This is a genomic window from Kitasatospora sp. NPDC004745 (assembly GCF_042873275.1).
GTDB lineage: Bacteria > Actinomycetota > Actinomycetes > Streptomycetales > Streptomycetaceae > Kitasatospora.
Map to the genome: position 1 here is coordinate 107,324 of NZ_JBIALK010000006.1, position 15,715 is coordinate 123,038.

Annotated in this window: 13 protein-coding genes and 2 tRNA genes; 7 read left to right on the forward strand and 8 right to left on the reverse strand. The window is 73.9% G+C overall.

Annotated elements, in window-relative coordinates; all coding sequences use genetic code 11:
- Nucleotides 1–50: 50 nt before the first annotated feature.
- Nucleotides 51–836, reverse strand: coding sequence for an SLATT domain-containing protein (locus tag ACFYUY_RS13555; RefSeq protein ID WP_360205900.1), 786 nt, complete (start codon nt 834–836; stop codon nt 51–53).
- A gap of 367 nt (nt 837–1,203) precedes the next feature.
- On the opposite strand from ACFYUY_RS13555, the gene purD reads away from it, so the two are divergent.
- The 4 genes from purD to ACFYUY_RS13575 all read left to right on the forward strand — a co-directional run bounded on the left by purD (nt 1,204) and on the right by ACFYUY_RS13575 (nt 7,381).
- A complete protein-coding gene (purD, locus tag ACFYUY_RS13560; RefSeq protein WP_360205897.1) occupies nt 1,204–2,481 on the forward strand; it encodes a phosphoribosylamine--glycine ligase in 1,278 nt (425 codons plus the stop codon).
- Between the two features lie 554 nt (nt 2,482–3,035).
- Nucleotides 3,036–4,619: a hypothetical protein gene (locus tag ACFYUY_RS13565; RefSeq protein ID WP_387900561.1), complete on the forward strand. Its 1,584-nt coding sequence runs from the start codon at nt 3,036–3,038 to the stop codon at nt 4,617–4,619.
- A 233-nt stretch (nt 4,620–4,852) separates the two neighbouring features.
- On the forward strand, nt 4,853–6,475 hold the full coding sequence (locus ACFYUY_RS13570; protein ID WP_360205892.1) for a N,N-dimethylformamidase beta subunit family domain-containing protein: 1,623 nt from the start codon (nt 4,853–4,855) through the stop codon (nt 6,473–6,475).
- 6 nt (nt 6,476–6,481) lie between these two features.
- Nucleotides 6,482–7,381, forward strand: a complete 900-nt coding sequence (locus ACFYUY_RS13575; RefSeq protein WP_360205889.1) for a phosphoribosylaminoimidazolesuccinocarboxamide synthase — start codon at nt 6,482–6,484, stop codon at nt 7,379–7,381.
- 29 nt (nt 7,382–7,410) lie between these two features.
- On the opposite strand, the gene ACFYUY_RS13580 is transcribed toward ACFYUY_RS13575, so the two are convergent.
- The 7 genes from ACFYUY_RS13580 to ACFYUY_RS13610 all read right to left on the reverse strand — a co-directional run bounded on the left by ACFYUY_RS13580 (nt 7,411) and on the right by ACFYUY_RS13610 (nt 12,030).
- A complete protein-coding gene (locus ACFYUY_RS13580; RefSeq protein ID WP_360205886.1) occupies nt 7,411–8,031 on the reverse strand; it encodes a response regulator transcription factor in 621 nt (206 codons plus the stop codon).
- A 25-nt stretch (nt 8,032–8,056) separates the two neighbouring features.
- Nucleotides 8,057–9,310, reverse strand: coding sequence for a sensor histidine kinase (locus tag ACFYUY_RS13585; protein ID WP_387900564.1), 1,254 nt, complete (start codon nt 9,308–9,310; stop codon nt 8,057–8,059).
- Nucleotides 9,311–9,388: 78 nt separating this feature from the next.
- Nucleotides 9,389–10,228, reverse strand: a complete 840-nt coding sequence (locus ACFYUY_RS13590) for an ABC transporter permease (protein ID WP_387900566.1) — start codon at nt 10,226–10,228, stop codon at nt 9,389–9,391.
- Nucleotides 10,225–11,229 (reverse strand): ABC transporter ATP-binding protein, encoded by a 1,005-nt coding sequence (locus ACFYUY_RS13595; protein WP_387900568.1) that lies wholly within the window; start codon nt 11,227–11,229, stop codon nt 10,225–10,227. Before ACFYUY_RS13595 ends, ACFYUY_RS13590 begins: the two co-directional genes overlap by 4 nt.
- 157 nt (nt 11,230–11,386) lie before the next feature.
- Nucleotides 11,387–11,459: transfer RNA gene (locus ACFYUY_RS13600), tRNA-Gly, on the reverse strand.
- Between the two features lie 39 nt (nt 11,460–11,498).
- A tRNA-Gly gene (locus ACFYUY_RS13605) sits at nt 11,499–11,571 on the reverse strand.
- Between the two features lie 141 nt (nt 11,572–11,712).
- Nucleotides 11,713–12,030: an Lsr2 family protein gene (locus ACFYUY_RS13610; RefSeq protein ID WP_030056585.1), complete on the reverse strand. Its 318-nt coding sequence runs from the start codon at nt 12,028–12,030 to the stop codon at nt 11,713–11,715.
- 466 nt (nt 12,031–12,496) lie between these two features.
- Between ACFYUY_RS13610 and purS the strand changes: the two genes are divergently transcribed.
- From purS to purL, 3 genes are read left to right on the forward strand one after another with little or no spacing between them, the layout of a single operon-like run.
- Entirely contained in the window at nt 12,497–12,751 is a 255-nt protein-coding gene (gene purS, locus ACFYUY_RS13615; protein ID WP_350606827.1) for a phosphoribosylformylglycinamidine synthase subunit PurS, read from the forward strand.
- Nucleotides 12,748–13,425: a phosphoribosylformylglycinamidine synthase subunit PurQ gene (purQ, locus tag ACFYUY_RS13620; protein WP_360205874.1), complete on the forward strand. Its 678-nt coding sequence runs from the start codon at nt 12,748–12,750 to the stop codon at nt 13,423–13,425. Before purS ends, purQ begins: the two co-directional genes overlap by 4 nt.
- Nucleotides 13,425–15,680: a phosphoribosylformylglycinamidine synthase subunit PurL gene (gene purL / locus ACFYUY_RS13625; protein ID WP_360205871.1), complete on the forward strand. Its 2,256-nt coding sequence runs from the start codon at nt 13,425–13,427 to the stop codon at nt 15,678–15,680. Before purQ ends, purL begins: the two co-directional genes overlap by 1 nt.
- Nucleotides 15,681–15,715: the final 35 nt, after the last annotated feature.

Consider the following 15,715-nt stretch of genomic DNA (forward strand, 5'->3'; position numbering starts at 1 on the left):
GCCCGGCTCCGGGCCCGGCCCCGCGCCGCCGCGGGCGCCCCGCCGCAGGCCTACCGCAGCGGCCCCTCCGGCGGCCGCTGGCGCGGCATGGTGGGCCGGGTGCCCGGCGGCGGCAGCACCCGCACCTGGGCGCCCACGCCGGTCTCGCTGCGCCCGCCCCACGTCCCCGGGGACTGGGTGGGCAGCTGGGTCATCGAGGCGCGGAACTCCAGCATCCACTCCGAGGTCTCGGTGCGGACCATGTCCGAGACGTCCTCGCAGAACCGGCGCAGCACGCCGAGGCAGCGCTCGGCGGCCTCGCCCGCGGTGCCCTCGGTCGGGCCGAGCACCTCGCGCACGCACTCCGAGGCCCAGTCGAACTGGAAGGCCTCCAGGCGCCGTTGCAGCGCCTGCGCGGTGCTGACGTCCCGCATCCAGCCGGAGGTGAGGCCGAACACCCGGTCCGTGCCGTAGCAGGCGGCGGAGAGCGCCAGGCCGACGTAGCCCCAGCTGGTGCCGTGCGCGACCGTGCCGGTCAGGTCGACCAGCGGGGCGGTCACCCCGCCCACGGCGAAGCCGGCCGAGCCGAACCGCAGCAGGCGCGCCCAGCGGCGCTTCCAGACGCGGTCCCGGCGGTACCAGTCGATGGCCTCGACGGCCCGCTCCTCGGACCAGCGGTACAGCTCCTCGAGCCGTTCGGCGGGCTCGCCCCAGTCCCCGAGGGGGAACTGGCGGGCGCTCAGATCGGTCCGGCGGCGGGTGGAGGCCCGGCGGGCGACGATCGCGGCGGGCTGGTCCTCCTCGCCGATCTCCTTGCCCCAGGCACTCTCCTCGGGCTGCATTTCCGGCTGGCTCACCTGTGAGGCTCCCTGTGGCGGGCGGGCTGGTGGTTCTGGCGGCTCATCGGCTGACGCGGCGTCTGCCGGTGGTTGTCCAACAGCACTTCTTACCGCCAAATGGCTGACCGTGGGTCGCTTCCCGGATGATCGTTACCGGATTCGGCCACCGGAACCCGAGGTGGGAGGGATGCGGGGGTCGGCGAGATTTCACCCGTCCGAGCGAGGCTCCGGTGACCCGCCGTCCTGACCCGGACACCCGGCGCGCATCCGGCCCGGCCCGGTTTGGAGGTTCCTCCAGCGTCGTGGGCGTACGGAGCTCCCTTCCTGGAGGATCCGACGGGACCGGGGAACGGCCCGAACCGGCCACCGGCTACCCTTGCCAAGCGTGAAGGTCCTCGTCATCGGCGGCGGCGCCCGCGAACACGCCCTGTGCCGCTCTCTGTCCCAAGATCCCGCCGTGACCGAGCTGCACTGCGCCCCGGGCAACGCCGGGATCGCGCAGGTGGCGACGGTCCACCCGGTCGACCAGCTCGACGGCGCGCAGGTCGCCGACCTGGCCGTGCGGCTCGGTGCCGCCCTGGTCGTCGTCGGCCCGGAGGCCCCGCTGGTCGCCGGCGTCGCCGACGCCGTGCGCGCGGCCGGCGTCCCGGTGTTCGGCCCGTCCGCGGCGGCGGCCCAGCTCGAGGGCTCGAAGGCCTTCGCCAAGGACGTGATGGCGGGCGCCGGCGTGCCCACCGCCCGCTCCTACGTCTGCACCACCGCCGAGGAGGCCGCGGAGGCGCTGGACGCCTTCGGCGCGCCGTACGTGGTGAAGGACGACGGCCTGGCCGCCGGCAAGGGCGTGGTGGTCACCTCCGACCGCGCCGAGGCGCTGGCGCACGCCGCGTCCTGCATGGTGGAGTCGCCCGGCCGTCAGGGCCGGGGGAGCGTGGTCATCGAGGAGTACCTGGACGGCCCCGAGGTCTCGCTGTTCGCGATCACCGACGGGACCACCGTCGTCCCGCTGCAGCCCGCACAGGACTTCAAGCGCGCCCTGGACGGCGACGAGGGCCCCAACACCGGCGGCATGGGCGCCTACTCGCCGCTGCCGTGGGCGCCCGCCGGCCTGGTCGAGGAGGTCCTGGAGACCGTCCTGCAGCCGACCGTCGACGAGCTGCGCCGCCGTGGCACCGAGTTCTCCGGCCTGCTCTACGCGGGTCTGGCGCTCACCTCGCGCGGCACCCGGGTGATCGAGTTCAACGCCCGCTTCGGCGACCCGGAGACCCAGGTCGTGCTGGCCCGGCTGCGCACCCCGCTGGCCGCCGTCCTGCTGGCCGCCGGCACCGGGACCCTGGACCAGCTGGAGCCGCTGCGCTGGGACGAGGACGCGGCCGTCACCGTGGTCGTCGCCTCCGAGGGCTACCCGGCGGCGCCGCGCACCGGAGACCCGATCGAGGGCCTGGCCGAGGCCGAGGCCGACGGCACCGCGTTCGTCCTGCACGCCGGCACCAGGTACGGGGCGGACGGCGCGGTGCTGAGCGCCGGCGGCCGCGTGCTGTCGGTCACCGCGACCGGCGCCGACCTGGGCGAGGCGCGCGACCGCGCGTACGCCGCCGTGGACCGGATCACCCTCAAGGGTGGTCAGCACCGCACCGACATCGCGCTGAAGGCGGCCACCGCCTAGGACCTGTCCGGCGGCCGCCGCGCAGCCGCCGCCACGCGCCCGCGGGGCGCTGCGTGCCGTGGGCTTTCCCCCCATGGACGCAGCGCCCCGCGGCGTTTCCCGGGCCGGAGCGGCCGACGGCGCCGACGCACCGTTCGGCGGCCGGAATCCAGCCCATCGGGTGACAGCACCCGCATCCGGCTGACGTAACCGGGCGGACGGCCTTATGGTGCGCTGGATCGCAGTGCGGCGCGGACGCGCGCCGGGGTCGCCGCCGGGTAGCGGTGCTCCGGCGGGGGGATGCTGGACGGCGTCCGGCCGGGCGGTCGCCCGGGTGCTTCGCACCGGACCGGTCGCGGTCGTCCGGAATCCGGGCGGCGTCACCGGGACGAGTGGAAACCGGGGCGATCCGGAACACCCACCCGCGCCGGGGCGTCGAAAATGGCAGAAGCGCCACGCAGCACGCACTGCCCGGGATCGGACGCCTCCGTTTCCCGGTCGTAACTGATCGTTTCGAGTCGGCTCAGGGGCCCGTCACCGGGTGCCCGGGGGCTCCGAAGGGGGTGCCGCACCGTATGGCCGCAGTCGACACCGCGCGCGCTCACGCCCAGGCGGTCCTGCGGGTCCGAGGTCTCGCCCTGGCCGCCGCCGCCATGCCCGCCGCCGTCGCGGTGGTCCTGCTCGCGGGCCGGTTCACCGGGCGGATCGGCGCTCCCGGCTCCGCCGACGCCGCCGGGTGGGACACCGCCCGCTGGGTGGTCGGCGCGGTGGCCGCGCTGGCCCTCCTGGTGGCCGGCCTGACCGCCCGCGCCTACCGGCGGGCCGTCCCGCCGCAGACCCCGGCCGTCCCGCTGGCGCGCGCCGAGGCCCCCGAGCTGTACCGGCTGATCGGCGAGCTCGCCGACCGGCTGGACGTTCCCGCGCCCTCGGTCCTCGCCCTCACCCCGGACTGCGACAGCTGGCTGGAGGACCTCCCGCCGGTGCGGTCGGCCCGCCCGTTCCGGCCGCACGCCGAGCCGCCCGGCCCGATGCTGGTGATCGGTTCGCCGTTCCTGTGGTGGATGCGGGCCGACGAGCTGCGTGCCCTGCTCGCCCCGGTGGTGGCCGGCGCCGCCGCCTCCGCCGACCCGGAGATCGCCGCCGCCCGCCGCTTCCTGCGCAGCCTGGACGCCAGCCTGGACCCGGGCCAGGGCGCCGCCCCCGGCCTCGGCGGCGGCAACCTGGCGGGCCCGCCCCGGCCGGCCCGCCGCGGCCCGGCCGCGCTCGCCGACCGGGTCACCGGCGGGATCACCCGCCGCCTGCTCGGCGCCTGCCGCGGCCACGCCGCGGAGCTGGAGCGCGCCGTCGCGGCCCGGGCCTCCGAGCAGGCCCGGACGGTCGACTACGGCCTGCGGATCGCCGCCCAGGAGCAGGTCGGGCTGGCCTACGCGGGCTGGGACCGCCTGCTCACCCGGGTCGCGCTGCCCGCCTGGCGGCTCGGCCGCCACCCGGCGCACCTCAACGCCGGGGTGGTCGCCGCCCTCACCGAGCTCTCCCGGCGGGACCGCCTGGCCGACGGCTACGGCAACCGGCTCGGCGACCGCCCGGCCTGCGACCTGTTGGAGGAGCCCGGCAGCGTCGACCGGGCGGTCTCCCGGCTCGCCGCCGAACTGTTCTTCGGGCGTCCGGAGGCGGGCGCCTGGCACGAGCTGGAGTGGTCCGACTACCCGGCCGACGTGGTGGACGCCGGCTGGCGGGCCGGGGCCGCGGCCCTGCAGGCCGCCCTGGACCGGCTCGCCCCGCAGGCCCGCCCGGGCTCCCCGACCCTCACCCGGCTGCTGGTCCGGCTCGCCGACGGGGAGGGCGAGCCGTTGGCCGCCGCGCTCACCGCCCAGCTGGCCCGCACCACCGCCCCGGCCCCGCTGCTGGAGCCCGACCGCACCGGCCGCGACCTGCTGGTGGACCACGTCACCGCGATGGTCTGCTGCGCGGCCGTGGACACCGCGGGCGGCAGGCCCGGCCTGGACTGGCTGGACGGTCCGGTGCTGCTGCTCGGCGGGGTGCGCCGCACCGATCTCGCCGGTCCGGTCGCCCAGGCCGTCGAGCAGGGCCAGGACGGCCCGCTGCGGGCCTGGCTGGACGCCGCCGACGTCCGGCTGGAGAAGCCCGTGCGGCTCTGAGGCCCCGGCCCGGGGGCGGCCCGGCGGCGCTCGGGCCGCCGGTGCGCGCCCCCGGAAGCCGGGCGGAACGATCGTCTCCGCAGGCCGGGGGCCCGGTCCGGGCCGGTGGCGAGATTCCCGGCACCAATTGCCACCACTGGGTGACGCAGTGACAGCACTCTGTGGTGTATTAGTCCGCACGCACATCCGGGGGGCACGTGCCAACCGGGCGGGAGTGCACCTGGGAGGGGCGCGTGGGGACGGAACTCAACCGCCGGTGGGAGTCCGGTACGCACGCGTACAGCGTCTCCGACCCTTTCGGCCAGGGGCCGCTGCCCTGGCTGCGCAGCCCGGACCAGTACCTGGCCGGTGCGGAGGGCGCCGTCCCCTGGTACGTCTCGGTGGACGCCCCCGGCCAGCGTCCGCTGGCGTCCGGGGCCCGGCCCAAGCCGCCGGTCGGCACGCCGCAGAGCGCCAACGACGTGGACCAGCAGATCAAGGGGTTCGCCTCGGCCGGGGTGATCCGCCCCGGCGGCTCGGTGGACTTCCGGGTGACGGTCAACCCGCCCCGCGAGTTCACCGTGGACGTCTACCGGATCGGCCACTACGGCGGTGACGGCGCCCGCCACATGACGTCCAGTCCGCTGATCGCCGGGCTGGCCCAGCCCGCCCCGCTGGTGGTCGAGCGGACGGTCTCCTGCCACCACTGGTGGCACTCCTGGCGGCTGCAGGTCCCGACGCACTGGAAGCCCGGCGCGTACGTCGCCGTGCTGACCACCGCGGACATGCTGCACCGCAGCCACATCCCGTTCACCGTACGGGACTTCGAGGACCAGGAGCACGCGGCCGAGCTGCTGCTGGTGGTCCCCGACGTCACGTGGCAGGCCTACAACCTGTTCCCCGAGGACGGCCGCAGCGGCGCCAGCCTGTACCACGCCTGGGACGACCGGGGCGGTCTGGCGGGGGAGGCCGAGGCGGCCGTCACCGTCTCCTTCGACCGCCCGCACGCCACCGCCGGGCTGCCGCTGCATGTGGGCCACGCGTACGACTTCATCCGCTGGGCCGAGCGCTACGGCTACGACCTCTCCTACGCCACGGCCACCGACCTGCACGCGGGGCTGGTCGATCCGGACCGGCACCGGGCACTGATCTTCCCCGGCCACGACGAGTACTGGTCGGAGCCGATGCGCCGGGTCGTCGAGCGGGCCCGGGACGGCGGCACCTCGCTGGTCTTCCTCTCCGCCAACACCATGTACTGGCGGGTCGAGCTGACCCCGGCCGCCTCCGGAGAGCCCAACCGGCTGCTCAACTGCCGCAAGCGGCAGAAGGTCCGGCCGGGCAGTCCGGCCGCCGGGGTGCCCGGCTCGGCCAGCGCGCTGTGGCGGGACGCGGGCGAGCCGGAGCAGCACCTGCTCGGCCTGCAGTACTCGGGCCGGGTGGCCGCGCCCGTCCCCATGGTCGCCCGGCACACCGCGCACTGGCTGTGGGACGGCACCGGGCTGCGGGAGGGCGACGAGCTGCCGGGCCTGGTCGCCGGGGAGGCCGACCGCTACTACCCGAAGGTCGCGCTGCCCGAGCACACCGAGCGGGTGCTGCTCGCGCACTCGCCGTACCAGGACCTCGCCGGCCGCACCCGCCACCAGGAGACCTCGCTGTACCGGGCGCCCAGCGGCGCCTACGTGTTCGCGGCGGGCACCTTCGCCTGGTCGCCCGCCCTGGGGCGCCCGGGGCTGACCGACGAGCGGATCCAGCGGGCCACCGCCAACCTGCTGGACCGCCTCGGCAAGAACCACGGTTCGGCGGTCATGAAAGACTGCGGGGGCAGTGACCTCCCCTTTCGCGGTGCCCCACGCCCCCGAACGACCCCTGAGGACTGAGACACGTTGAGCGGATTTGTCACCAAGCCCGAGCCGGTCCAGGTGCCCGGCCTGGTCCACCTGCACACCGGCAAGGTGCGCGACCTCTACCGCACCGGGTCGGGTGAGCTGGTCATGGTCGCCAGCGACCGGATGTCCGCGCACGACTGGGTGCTCCCGAACGAGATCCCCGACAAGGGCCGCGTCCTCACCCAGCTGTCGCTGTGGTGGTTCGAGCGGATCGCCGACATCGTGCCCAACCACGTGATCTCCACCGAGGTCCCGGCCGGCGCGCCCGCCGACTGGAAGGGCCGCACGCTGATCTGCAAGAGCCTGGACATGGTCCCGGTCGAGGCGGTCGCCCGCGGCTACCTGGCGGGCTCCGGCCTCAGCGAGTACGAGGCGAGCCGCACGGTCTGCGGCATCGCCCTGCCGGAGGGCCTGGAGAACAGCTCCGAGCTGCCCGCCCCGATCTACACCCCGGCGCTCAAGGCCGAGGTCGGCGAGCACGACGAGAACGTCTCCTACGAGGAGACCGCCCGCAGGATCGGCGCCGAGCTCGCCTCCCAGCTGCGCCGCACCACGCTGGACGTCTACGCGCGCGCCCGGGACATCGCCCGCGACCGCGGCATCATCCTGGCCGACACCAAGTTCGAGTTCGGCCTGCTGGACGGCGAGCTGGTGATCGGCGACGAGGTGCTCACGCCGGACTCCTCCCGCTACTGGCCGGCCGACGAGTGGCGCCCGGGCCGTTCGCAGCCGTCCTTCGACAAGCAGCTGATCCGCGACTGGCTGGTCTCCCCGGCCTCCGGCTGGGACCGCTACAGCGAGCAGCCCCCGCCGGAGCTGCCGGCCGAGCTGGTCGAGCGGACCCGCGCCAAGTACATCGAGGTCTACGAGCGGCTGACCGGCACCGCCTGGGTCTGACGCACCACCGCCCGCGGGCCGGCCGGGTCTCAGATCCAGCCGTGCTCGCGGGCGATCCGCACCGCCGCGTGCCGGTTCTCGGCGCCCAGCTTGGTGGCCGCCGAGGACAGGTAGTTGCGGACGGTGCCCGGGGAGAGCGCCGCCCGCGCGGCGATCTCGGCGATCGTGGTGCCGTCGGCGGCCAGTTCCAGGACGTCCGTCTCGCGCGGGGTCAGCGGGGTCTCCCCGGCGCTGATCGCGTCCGCCGCGAGCTCCGGGTCGACGTAGCGGCCGCCGGCCCGCACGGTCCGGATGATCCCGGCCAGGTCGGCCGCCGAGACGGTCTTCGGCAGGAAGCCGCGCACTCCGACCTCCAGCGCCCGCTTGAGGTAGCCCGGGCGCCCGTGCCCGGTGACGATCATGCAGCGGCAGTCCGGCAGCATCCTGCGCAGCTCGGTGGCCACCTCGATGCCGTCCTTGCCCGGCATCTGCAGGTCCAGCACCGCGACGTCCGGGCGGTGCGCCTGGGCCATCGCCAGCGCCTCCGGTCCGGAGCCGGCCTGGGCGACCACCTCGAGGTCGTCCTCCAGCGAGAGCAGGGCGGCCAGTGCGCCGCGGATCAGGTGCTCGTCGTCGGCGAGCAGGACGCGCACGGGCACGGTCTCGGTCATCGTCGGTCTTCCTCCGGCAGTCGGGTCAGATCGGGACGGAGGCGAGCACCCGGAAGGTGCCCTCCCGGGCGGGCGGAACGGTCAGCTCGCCGTCGTGCGCGGCCAGCCGTTCGCGCAGGCCGGGCAGGCCGGCACCGCCGCCCCGGGAGGGGCGCGGCAGGCCGGGCACCCCGTCGTTCTCCAGCTCCAGCACCGCCCGGCCCTCCTCCAGCCGCAGCCGGATCAGGCAGTGGGCGGCCTCGCTGTGGCGCAGCACGTTGGTGGTGCCCTCGCGGATCACCCAGCCGAGCACCGACTGCACCGCGGTCGGGAGCCGGTCGGCGTCCTCGCCGAGGTCGATCTCGCAGGCGATGTCGGCGGAGCGCAGCACCGCGCTGGCGCCGATCGCCTCGGCGTGCAGGTCGGCGGTGCGGTAGCCGCGGACGACGTCGCGGACCTCGCGCTGCGACTCCTGGGCGATCCGCTGCACCTCGGCCATCTGGTCGGCGGCCTCCGGGCGACCCCGGCGCGCGAACTGGACGGCGAGTTCGCTCTTGAGCGCGATGGTGGTGAGGTTGCGGCCCATCACGTCGTGCAGGTCGCGGGAGAAGCGCAGCCGCTCCTCGGCGACGGCGAGGCGGGACTGCGTCTCGCGGGCGGCGTCCAGCTCCCAGACCACCGAGGTCAGCCAGGCGAAGCTGCGGCAGCTGGCGACGACGAAGGGCATGCCCACCGCGTCGCCGACCAGCAGGCCGACGGCGAAGCCGGGTGTCACTCCGGCCAGCAGCATCGCGGGGGCGACCAGCAGGATCTGGCCGAGCGCCACGGGGAAGGCCCAGCGCAGCGGCAGGCCGACGGCGAGCGGCCCGAAGCCGCCGCTCAGCAGGATGGTCGCGATCGCGGCTGTGAACGGCTGCCCCGCCGGGCCGCCCGGGGCGTCGGGGACGGGGTGGGCCAGCAGGACGGCCCAGCAGCCGGCCACCGTGAAGGCTCCGCTGGCGAGGAGCCAGCGCCGGTGGTCGGTGGGCCGGTTCAGGTAGTGGTCGAGCGAGGTGCCGCAGGCCCGGAGGTCCAGCAGGACGGCGGCCAGCGTCACGACCAGGGTGACCCGGGTGGCCGCCGGAGGGTGCGGCTGGTCGGCGCGGGAGTTGGTGATCAGGACCGCGATGGGCAGCATGACGAGCGGCATCAGGTAGATCGACCAGCGCAGGTAGAGCTCGGAGCGCTTGGGCTTGCCGAAGCCCCGCCAGGCGCGCATCGGCGACCGGATCTCCATCTGCCCGTCCCCCTGTTCGATCATGATCGTGCTGTTGCCTTCATATCAGAGGGCGAACCGGGGGGTCCTCCTCGGATTCGTGCCGCGTGCCGCCGGGGTGCGTCAGCGGCGCGACTCCCAGCGGAAGTAGCGGACCGCGCCCCAGAGCGCGAGGCCCAGCCAGACCGCGCCGGTGACCAGGTGCGGGAGGGCGGTCGCCCAGGTGCCGCCGAAACCGGTGGCGGCGGCCGAGCCGTCGCTGCCGGTCCAGCCGAGGCGGATCAGCTGGAAGCCGGGGGTGGTGGGCAGCAGGCGGCAGACGTCGGCGATCCGGTCGGGCATGGTCTCCAGCGGGATGAGCAGGCCGGAGCCGAACTGGGAGACCAGCAGGACGGGCAGGGTCGTGATGCCGGCGGTCTCCACGGTCTTGGTGAAGGCGCTGGTGAGGGCGGCCAGCGCGATCATGGTGCCGATGCTCAGCAGGACCCCGGCGGCCAGCAGCAGCGGGTTCACCGGGGCACCGAGCTTCAGCACGGCGACACCGCCGGCGGCGACGACGCCGCTCATCAGCAGGGCCAGGCTCACCGAGGGCACCGCGGTGCCGGCCAGGATCTCCACGTCGGTGGCCTCGCCGGTCCGCAGCCGCTTGAGCACCAGCTCGTTGCGCCGGCCGACGTACGCGGCGGTCAGGTTGTAGTAGACGACGAACGCCAGGATCCCGCCGATGGTGCCGGTGATCAGCAGCGAGTCGACGTCCAGCCCGGGGTGGGAGTCGGCCTGCTGCTTCAGCATGCCGTGCCGCCCGCCGATCAGCATGAGGGGCAGCAGCAGCGCGGTGAACAGCGCCGAGCGGTTGCGCAGCAGCAGGGTGGCCTCGGCGCGGCCGAGGGCGAGCAGCCGGCGGGCGACGGTGCTCCGCGGCCCGGTGGCGGCGGCGGTGGCGGTGGGGGCGGCGGTGGTCATCGGGCGGATCCGATCAGGCGGCGGCGGGCGGTGGGGGCGGCCGGGGTGGGGGCGGGCGGCTGGTGTGCGGCCTCGGAGGCGATGGCGAGGAAGGCCTCCTCCAGCGTGGCGCTGCGGGCGTCCAGCGCGCCGAGCGCGATCCCGTGCCGGCGGGCCCAGGCGAGCAGGTCGTGCAGGGTGTCCTGGAGGCCGGCGGTCTGCACGGTGACCTTGCGGCCGTCGACGGTGACCTCGGCGCCCGCCAGCGGCGGCAGCGCGGTGCCGGTGAACGCGGGCAGCTCGAAGCTGATCCGGGACGGCCGGCCGGCGATCACCTCGGCGACCGTGCCGGTGGTCACGACCTGGCCGCCGTGCATGATGGCCAGCCGGTCGGCGAGCTCCTCGGCCTCCTCCAGGTAGTGCGTGGTGAGCAGCACGGTGGTGCCCTGGGCGCGCAGTTCGCGGACCAGCCGCCAGACGGCGGCGCGGGCCTCCGGGTCGAGGCCGGTGCTGGGTTCGTCCAGGAAGAGCACCTCGGGGCGGCCGAGCAGGGCCATCGCGAGGTCGAGCCGGCGCCGTTCGCCGCCGGACAGCTGCTTGACCCGGACGCCGCGGCGGTGGGTCAGGCCGACGAGTTCGAGCGCCTCGTCCACCGGGCGGGCCCCGGTGGTCAGCCCGGACCAGGCGCGGCCGGTCTCGCCGACGGTGAGCTCGCCGGGGAAGCCGCCCTCCTGGAGCATGATGCCGATCCGCGGGCGGACGGCGACGCGCTCCCGGTGGGGGTCGTGGCCGAGCACCCGGACGGTGCCGCCGCTGGGGGCGGCCAGTCCCTCGATGAGCTCCATGGCGGAGGTCTTGCCGGCCCCGTTGGTGCCGAGCAGGGCGAACAGTTCGCCGCGGCCGACGGTCAGGTCGACGCCGCGGACGGCGTGGTAGCCGGTGGCACCGGTGCCGTAGTGGCGGTGCAGTCCGGTGACCTCGATCACGCTGTCGCCGGGGCGGGAGGGCTGGCTCGTTTCCATGCCTCCAGCCTTCCGCGGCCCGGGGCGCGCGGGCAGTGCGCGCCGTCACCGGACGGCGGTGGGGATCCACGGGTCGGCGATGACAAATGTCACCGGCCCGGGGCATTCCGGGGGAATGCCGAAGGGCCCCCTCGATCGAGGGAGCCCTTCGTTTCGGAGCGGACGACGAGATTCGAACTCGCGACCCTCACCTTGGCAAGGTGATGCTCTACCAACTGAGCCACGTCCGCAGGTCAAGATATTCTGTTGTGCTGTGCTCGCGCACTGCGAGCGGACGACGAGATTCGAACTCGCGACCCTCACCTTGGCAAGGTGATGCTCTACCAACTGAGCCACGTCCGCACGGTGCCTGGTGGGGCACCGTCCGCCGGTCCGGATCTCTCCGTTGCGGCGACGAGGATTACTCTACAGCATCGTTCGGGGTGGTCGCCCCACCCTTTCGGTCCAGGCGGGCGGGGCGACCGGGGCGCGGCCCCGACGCGGTCAGTTCGCCTCGGCGAACGCCTCGTACACGTGCTTGGGGATGCGGCCGCGGGCCGGGAGCTCCATGCCGCGGGACAGTGCCCAGGCGCGGACGGCGGCCGGGTCCGGGGTGAGCGCGGTGCGGCGGAAGGACTTTCCGGTGCGGCTCTGGCGGCGGCCGGCCGCGACGAACGGAGCGAGGGCCTCCCGCAGCTTTTCCGCGTTGTCCACGGACAGGTCGATCTCGTACGACTTCCCGTCGACGCCGAAGTGGACGGTTTCCGCCGCGGCGCCGCCGTCCAGGTCGTCGGAGAGCGTGACAACTACACGCTGAGCCATGGGTGTCAATCCTCTCGGGCAATTCGGCCGCCGGTCCGCGGGGTGCGTCGGGGGCCTGATGTGCACCACTCGCGCAAGCGCATACGGGCAGGCCGGGTGGCCCGCCGGATACGCAGCACTTGCCGCGACAGGTGGCCCTATTCTGCACCCGAAGGGGGTCGAAATCGAAGAGTCCGGCATTCTTTTCCGGATATTCACGTGTCTTCGCCGGAGTGCCGGATACCGAAGCGCGGGACGGGGCGATCTGTCCCGGAGTGCCGTATTCGGGTGTTCTTCGGCTGTTCTCGTTCCGGGGGCCGAATCTCCGGAAACCGGGTGGGCCCGGTGGAGCCCGGTGGGCCCGGATCCCTTGTGGCGTAAGGGTCTCGGGTCTACGCGCGTCGCCCTCCCCGGCCAGCAATCCCGCCCGAAACGGCCGGTAGTCTGGAGTTCCCCCGCCTCACCGAAGACACCACCGGGAGTGCCAGTGGCACGCGTCGTAGTCGACGTCATGCTCAAGCCGGAGATCCTCGACCCCCAGGGACAGGCGGTGCAGCGTGCACTGCCCCGTCTCGGATTCACCGGGATCGCCGACGTCCGCCAGGGCAAGCGTTTCGAGCTGGAAGTGGAGGGCCCGGTCGACGACGCCGCGCTCGCCCGTATCCGCGAAGCCGCCGAGACCTTTCTCGCCAACACCGTGATCGAGGACTTCACCGTCCGGGTCGAGGAGGAGGCGAAGTGACCACCCGCGTAGGCGTCGTCACTTTCCCCGGCTCGCTCGACGACCGCGACGCCCAGCGCGCGGTCCGCCTCGCCGGCGCGGAGCCGGTCGCCCTCTGGCACCGTGACAAGGATCTCCACCAGGTCGACGCCGTCGTCCTGCCGGGCGGATTCAGTTACGGCGACTATCTGCGCTGCGGCGCCATCTCGCGGTTCTCGCCGGTCATGGAGACCGTCATCGAGCAGGCGAAGCTCGGAATGCCGGTCCTCGGTATCTGCAACGGCTTCCAGGTGCTCTGCGAATCCCACCTGCTCCCCGGCGCGCTCACCCGCAACGACTCGCTGCACTTCGCCTGCCGCGACCAGAAGCTGCGCATCGAGAACGCCGGCACCGCGTGGACCCGGGATTACTCCGCGGGCCAGGAAATCGTCGTTCCGCTGAAGAACGGCGAGGGCCGCTTCGTCGCCGCCGAGCGCGTCCTGGACGAGCTGGAGGCCGAGGGCCGGGTGGTGGCCCGTTACCTGGAGGTCAACCCGAACGGTTCGTACCGCGACATCGCCGGCATCACCAACGCCGCCGGCAATGTCGTCGGTCTGATGCCGCACCCGGAGCACGCGGTGGAGCCGCTCACCGGTCCGACCACCGAGGGCCTGGGCTTCTTCACTTCCGTCCTGAAGCAGCTGGTGAACGCCTGATGAGCCTCGACACCGTCAAGAACGCCGAGCAGACCCCGGACGCCGCGCAGCCCTGGGCCGAACTCGGCCTCAAGCAGGACGAGTACGCGCGCATCCGGGAGATTCTCGGCCGCCGCCCCACCGGTGCGGAACTCGCGATGTACTCGGTCATGTGGTCCGAGCACTGTTCGTACAAGAGCAGCAAGGTCCACCTGAAGCAGTTCAGCGAGAAGAAGCCGCAGAGCGACGCGATGCTCGTCGGCATCGGCGAGAACGCCGGTGTCGTCGACGTCGGCCAGGGCTACGCGGTCACCTTCAAGGTCGAGTCGCACAACCACCCGTCGTACATCGAGCCCTACCAGGGCGCGGCCACCGGCATCGGCGGCATCGTGCGCGACATCCTGGCGATGGGCGCCCGCCCGGTCGCCGTGATGGACCCGCTGCGGTTCGGTGCGGCCGACCACCCGGACACCCGGCGCGTGCTGCCCGGGATCGTCGCGGGCATCGGCGGCTACGGCAACTGCCTGGGCCTGCCGAACATCGGCGGCGAGGTCGTCTTCGACTCCTGCTACCAGGGCAACCCGCTGGTCAACGCCCTCTGCGTGGGCGTCATGAAGCACGAGGACATCCACCTCGCGCAGGCCTCCGGCGCCGGCAACAAGGTCATCCTGTACGGAGCCCGCACCGGTGGCGACGGCATCGGCGGCGTCTCGGTGCTGGCCTCCGAGACCTTCGACGACACCAAGCCGGCCAAGCGCCCGGCGGTCCAGGTCGGTGACCCGTTCCAGGAGAAGCTCCTGATCGAGTGCACCCTGGAGATCTTCGGCGAGAAGCTCGTCAAGGGCATCCAGGACCTCGGCGGCGCCGGTCTGTCCTGCGCCACCAGCGAGTTGGCCTCGGCCGGCTCCGGCGGCATGCGGATCGACCTCGACACCGTGCACCTGCGCGACACCACGCTCTCGCCCGAGGAGATCCTCATGAGCGAGTCGCAGGAGCGCATGTGCGCGATCGTCGAGCCCGGCAAGGTCGCCCGCTTCCTGGAGATCTGCGAGAAGTGGGACGTCATCGCCAACGTCATCGGTGAGGTCACCGACGGCGAGCGCCTGGAGATCTTCTGGCACGGCGAGCTCGTCGTCGACGTCCCGCCGCGGACCGTCGCCCACGAGGGCCCGACCTACCAGCGCCCGTTCGCCCGCCCGAGCTGGCAGGACGCGCTGCAGGCCGACGCCCCCACGGCCGAGCGGCTGGCCCGCCCGACCACCGGCGAGGGCCTCAAGGCCGACCTGCTGAAGGTCGCCGGCTCGCCGAACCAGGCCTCCAAGTCCTGGATCACCGACCAGTACGACCGCTACGTGCTCGGCAACACCGTGCTCTCGGTCGGCGAGGACTCGGGCATGATCCGGATCGACGAGGAGACCAACCTCGGCGTCTCGGTCGCCACCGACGGCAACGGCCGCTACACCAAGCTGGACCCGTACACCGGAGCCCAGCTGGCCCTGGCCGAGGCGTACCGCAACGTCGCGGCCGGCGGTGCCAAGCCGCTCGCGATCTCCGACTGCCTCAACTTCGGCTCCCCGGAGGACCCGGACGTCATGTGGCAGTTCGCCGAGGCCACCCGCGGTCTGGCCGACGCCTGCCTGGCGCTCGGCACCCCCGTCACCGGCGGCAACGTCTCGCTGTACAACCAGACCGGCGAGGTCGCCATCCACCCGACCCCGGTGGTCGCGGTGCTCGGCGTCATCGACGACGTCACCCGGCGCACCCCGGTCGCCTTCGCCGAGGAGGGGCAGCTGCTCTACCTGCTCGGCGACACCGCGGACGAGTTCGGCGGCTCGGCCTGGTCCGAGGTCGTCCACGGCCACCTCGGCGGCCTGCCGCCCAAGGTCGACCTGGAGCGCGAGCGCCTGCTCGGCGAGATCCTGATCGCCGCCTCGCGCGACGGCATGATCGACGCCGCGCACGACCTCTCCGACGGCGGTCTCGGCCAGGCGCTCGTGGAGAGCTGCCTCAAGGGCGGCCACGGCGCGCGGATCATCGTGCCCGAGGGCGCGGACCCGTTCGTCCTGCTGTTCTCGGAGTCGGCCGGCCGCGCCGTCGTGGCGGTGCCGCGCAGCGAGGAGCTCCGGTTCAACGACATGTGCACCGCGCGCGGCCTCCCGGCCACCCGCATCGGTGTCGTGGACGGCGACTCCCTGGACGTCCAGGGCCAGTTCACCGTCTCGCTGGCCGAGTTGAAGGACGCCCACACCGGCGTCATCGAGGCCCTGTTCATCTGATCCGGGCACTCGGCTGACCGAGGGGCGGACGGTTC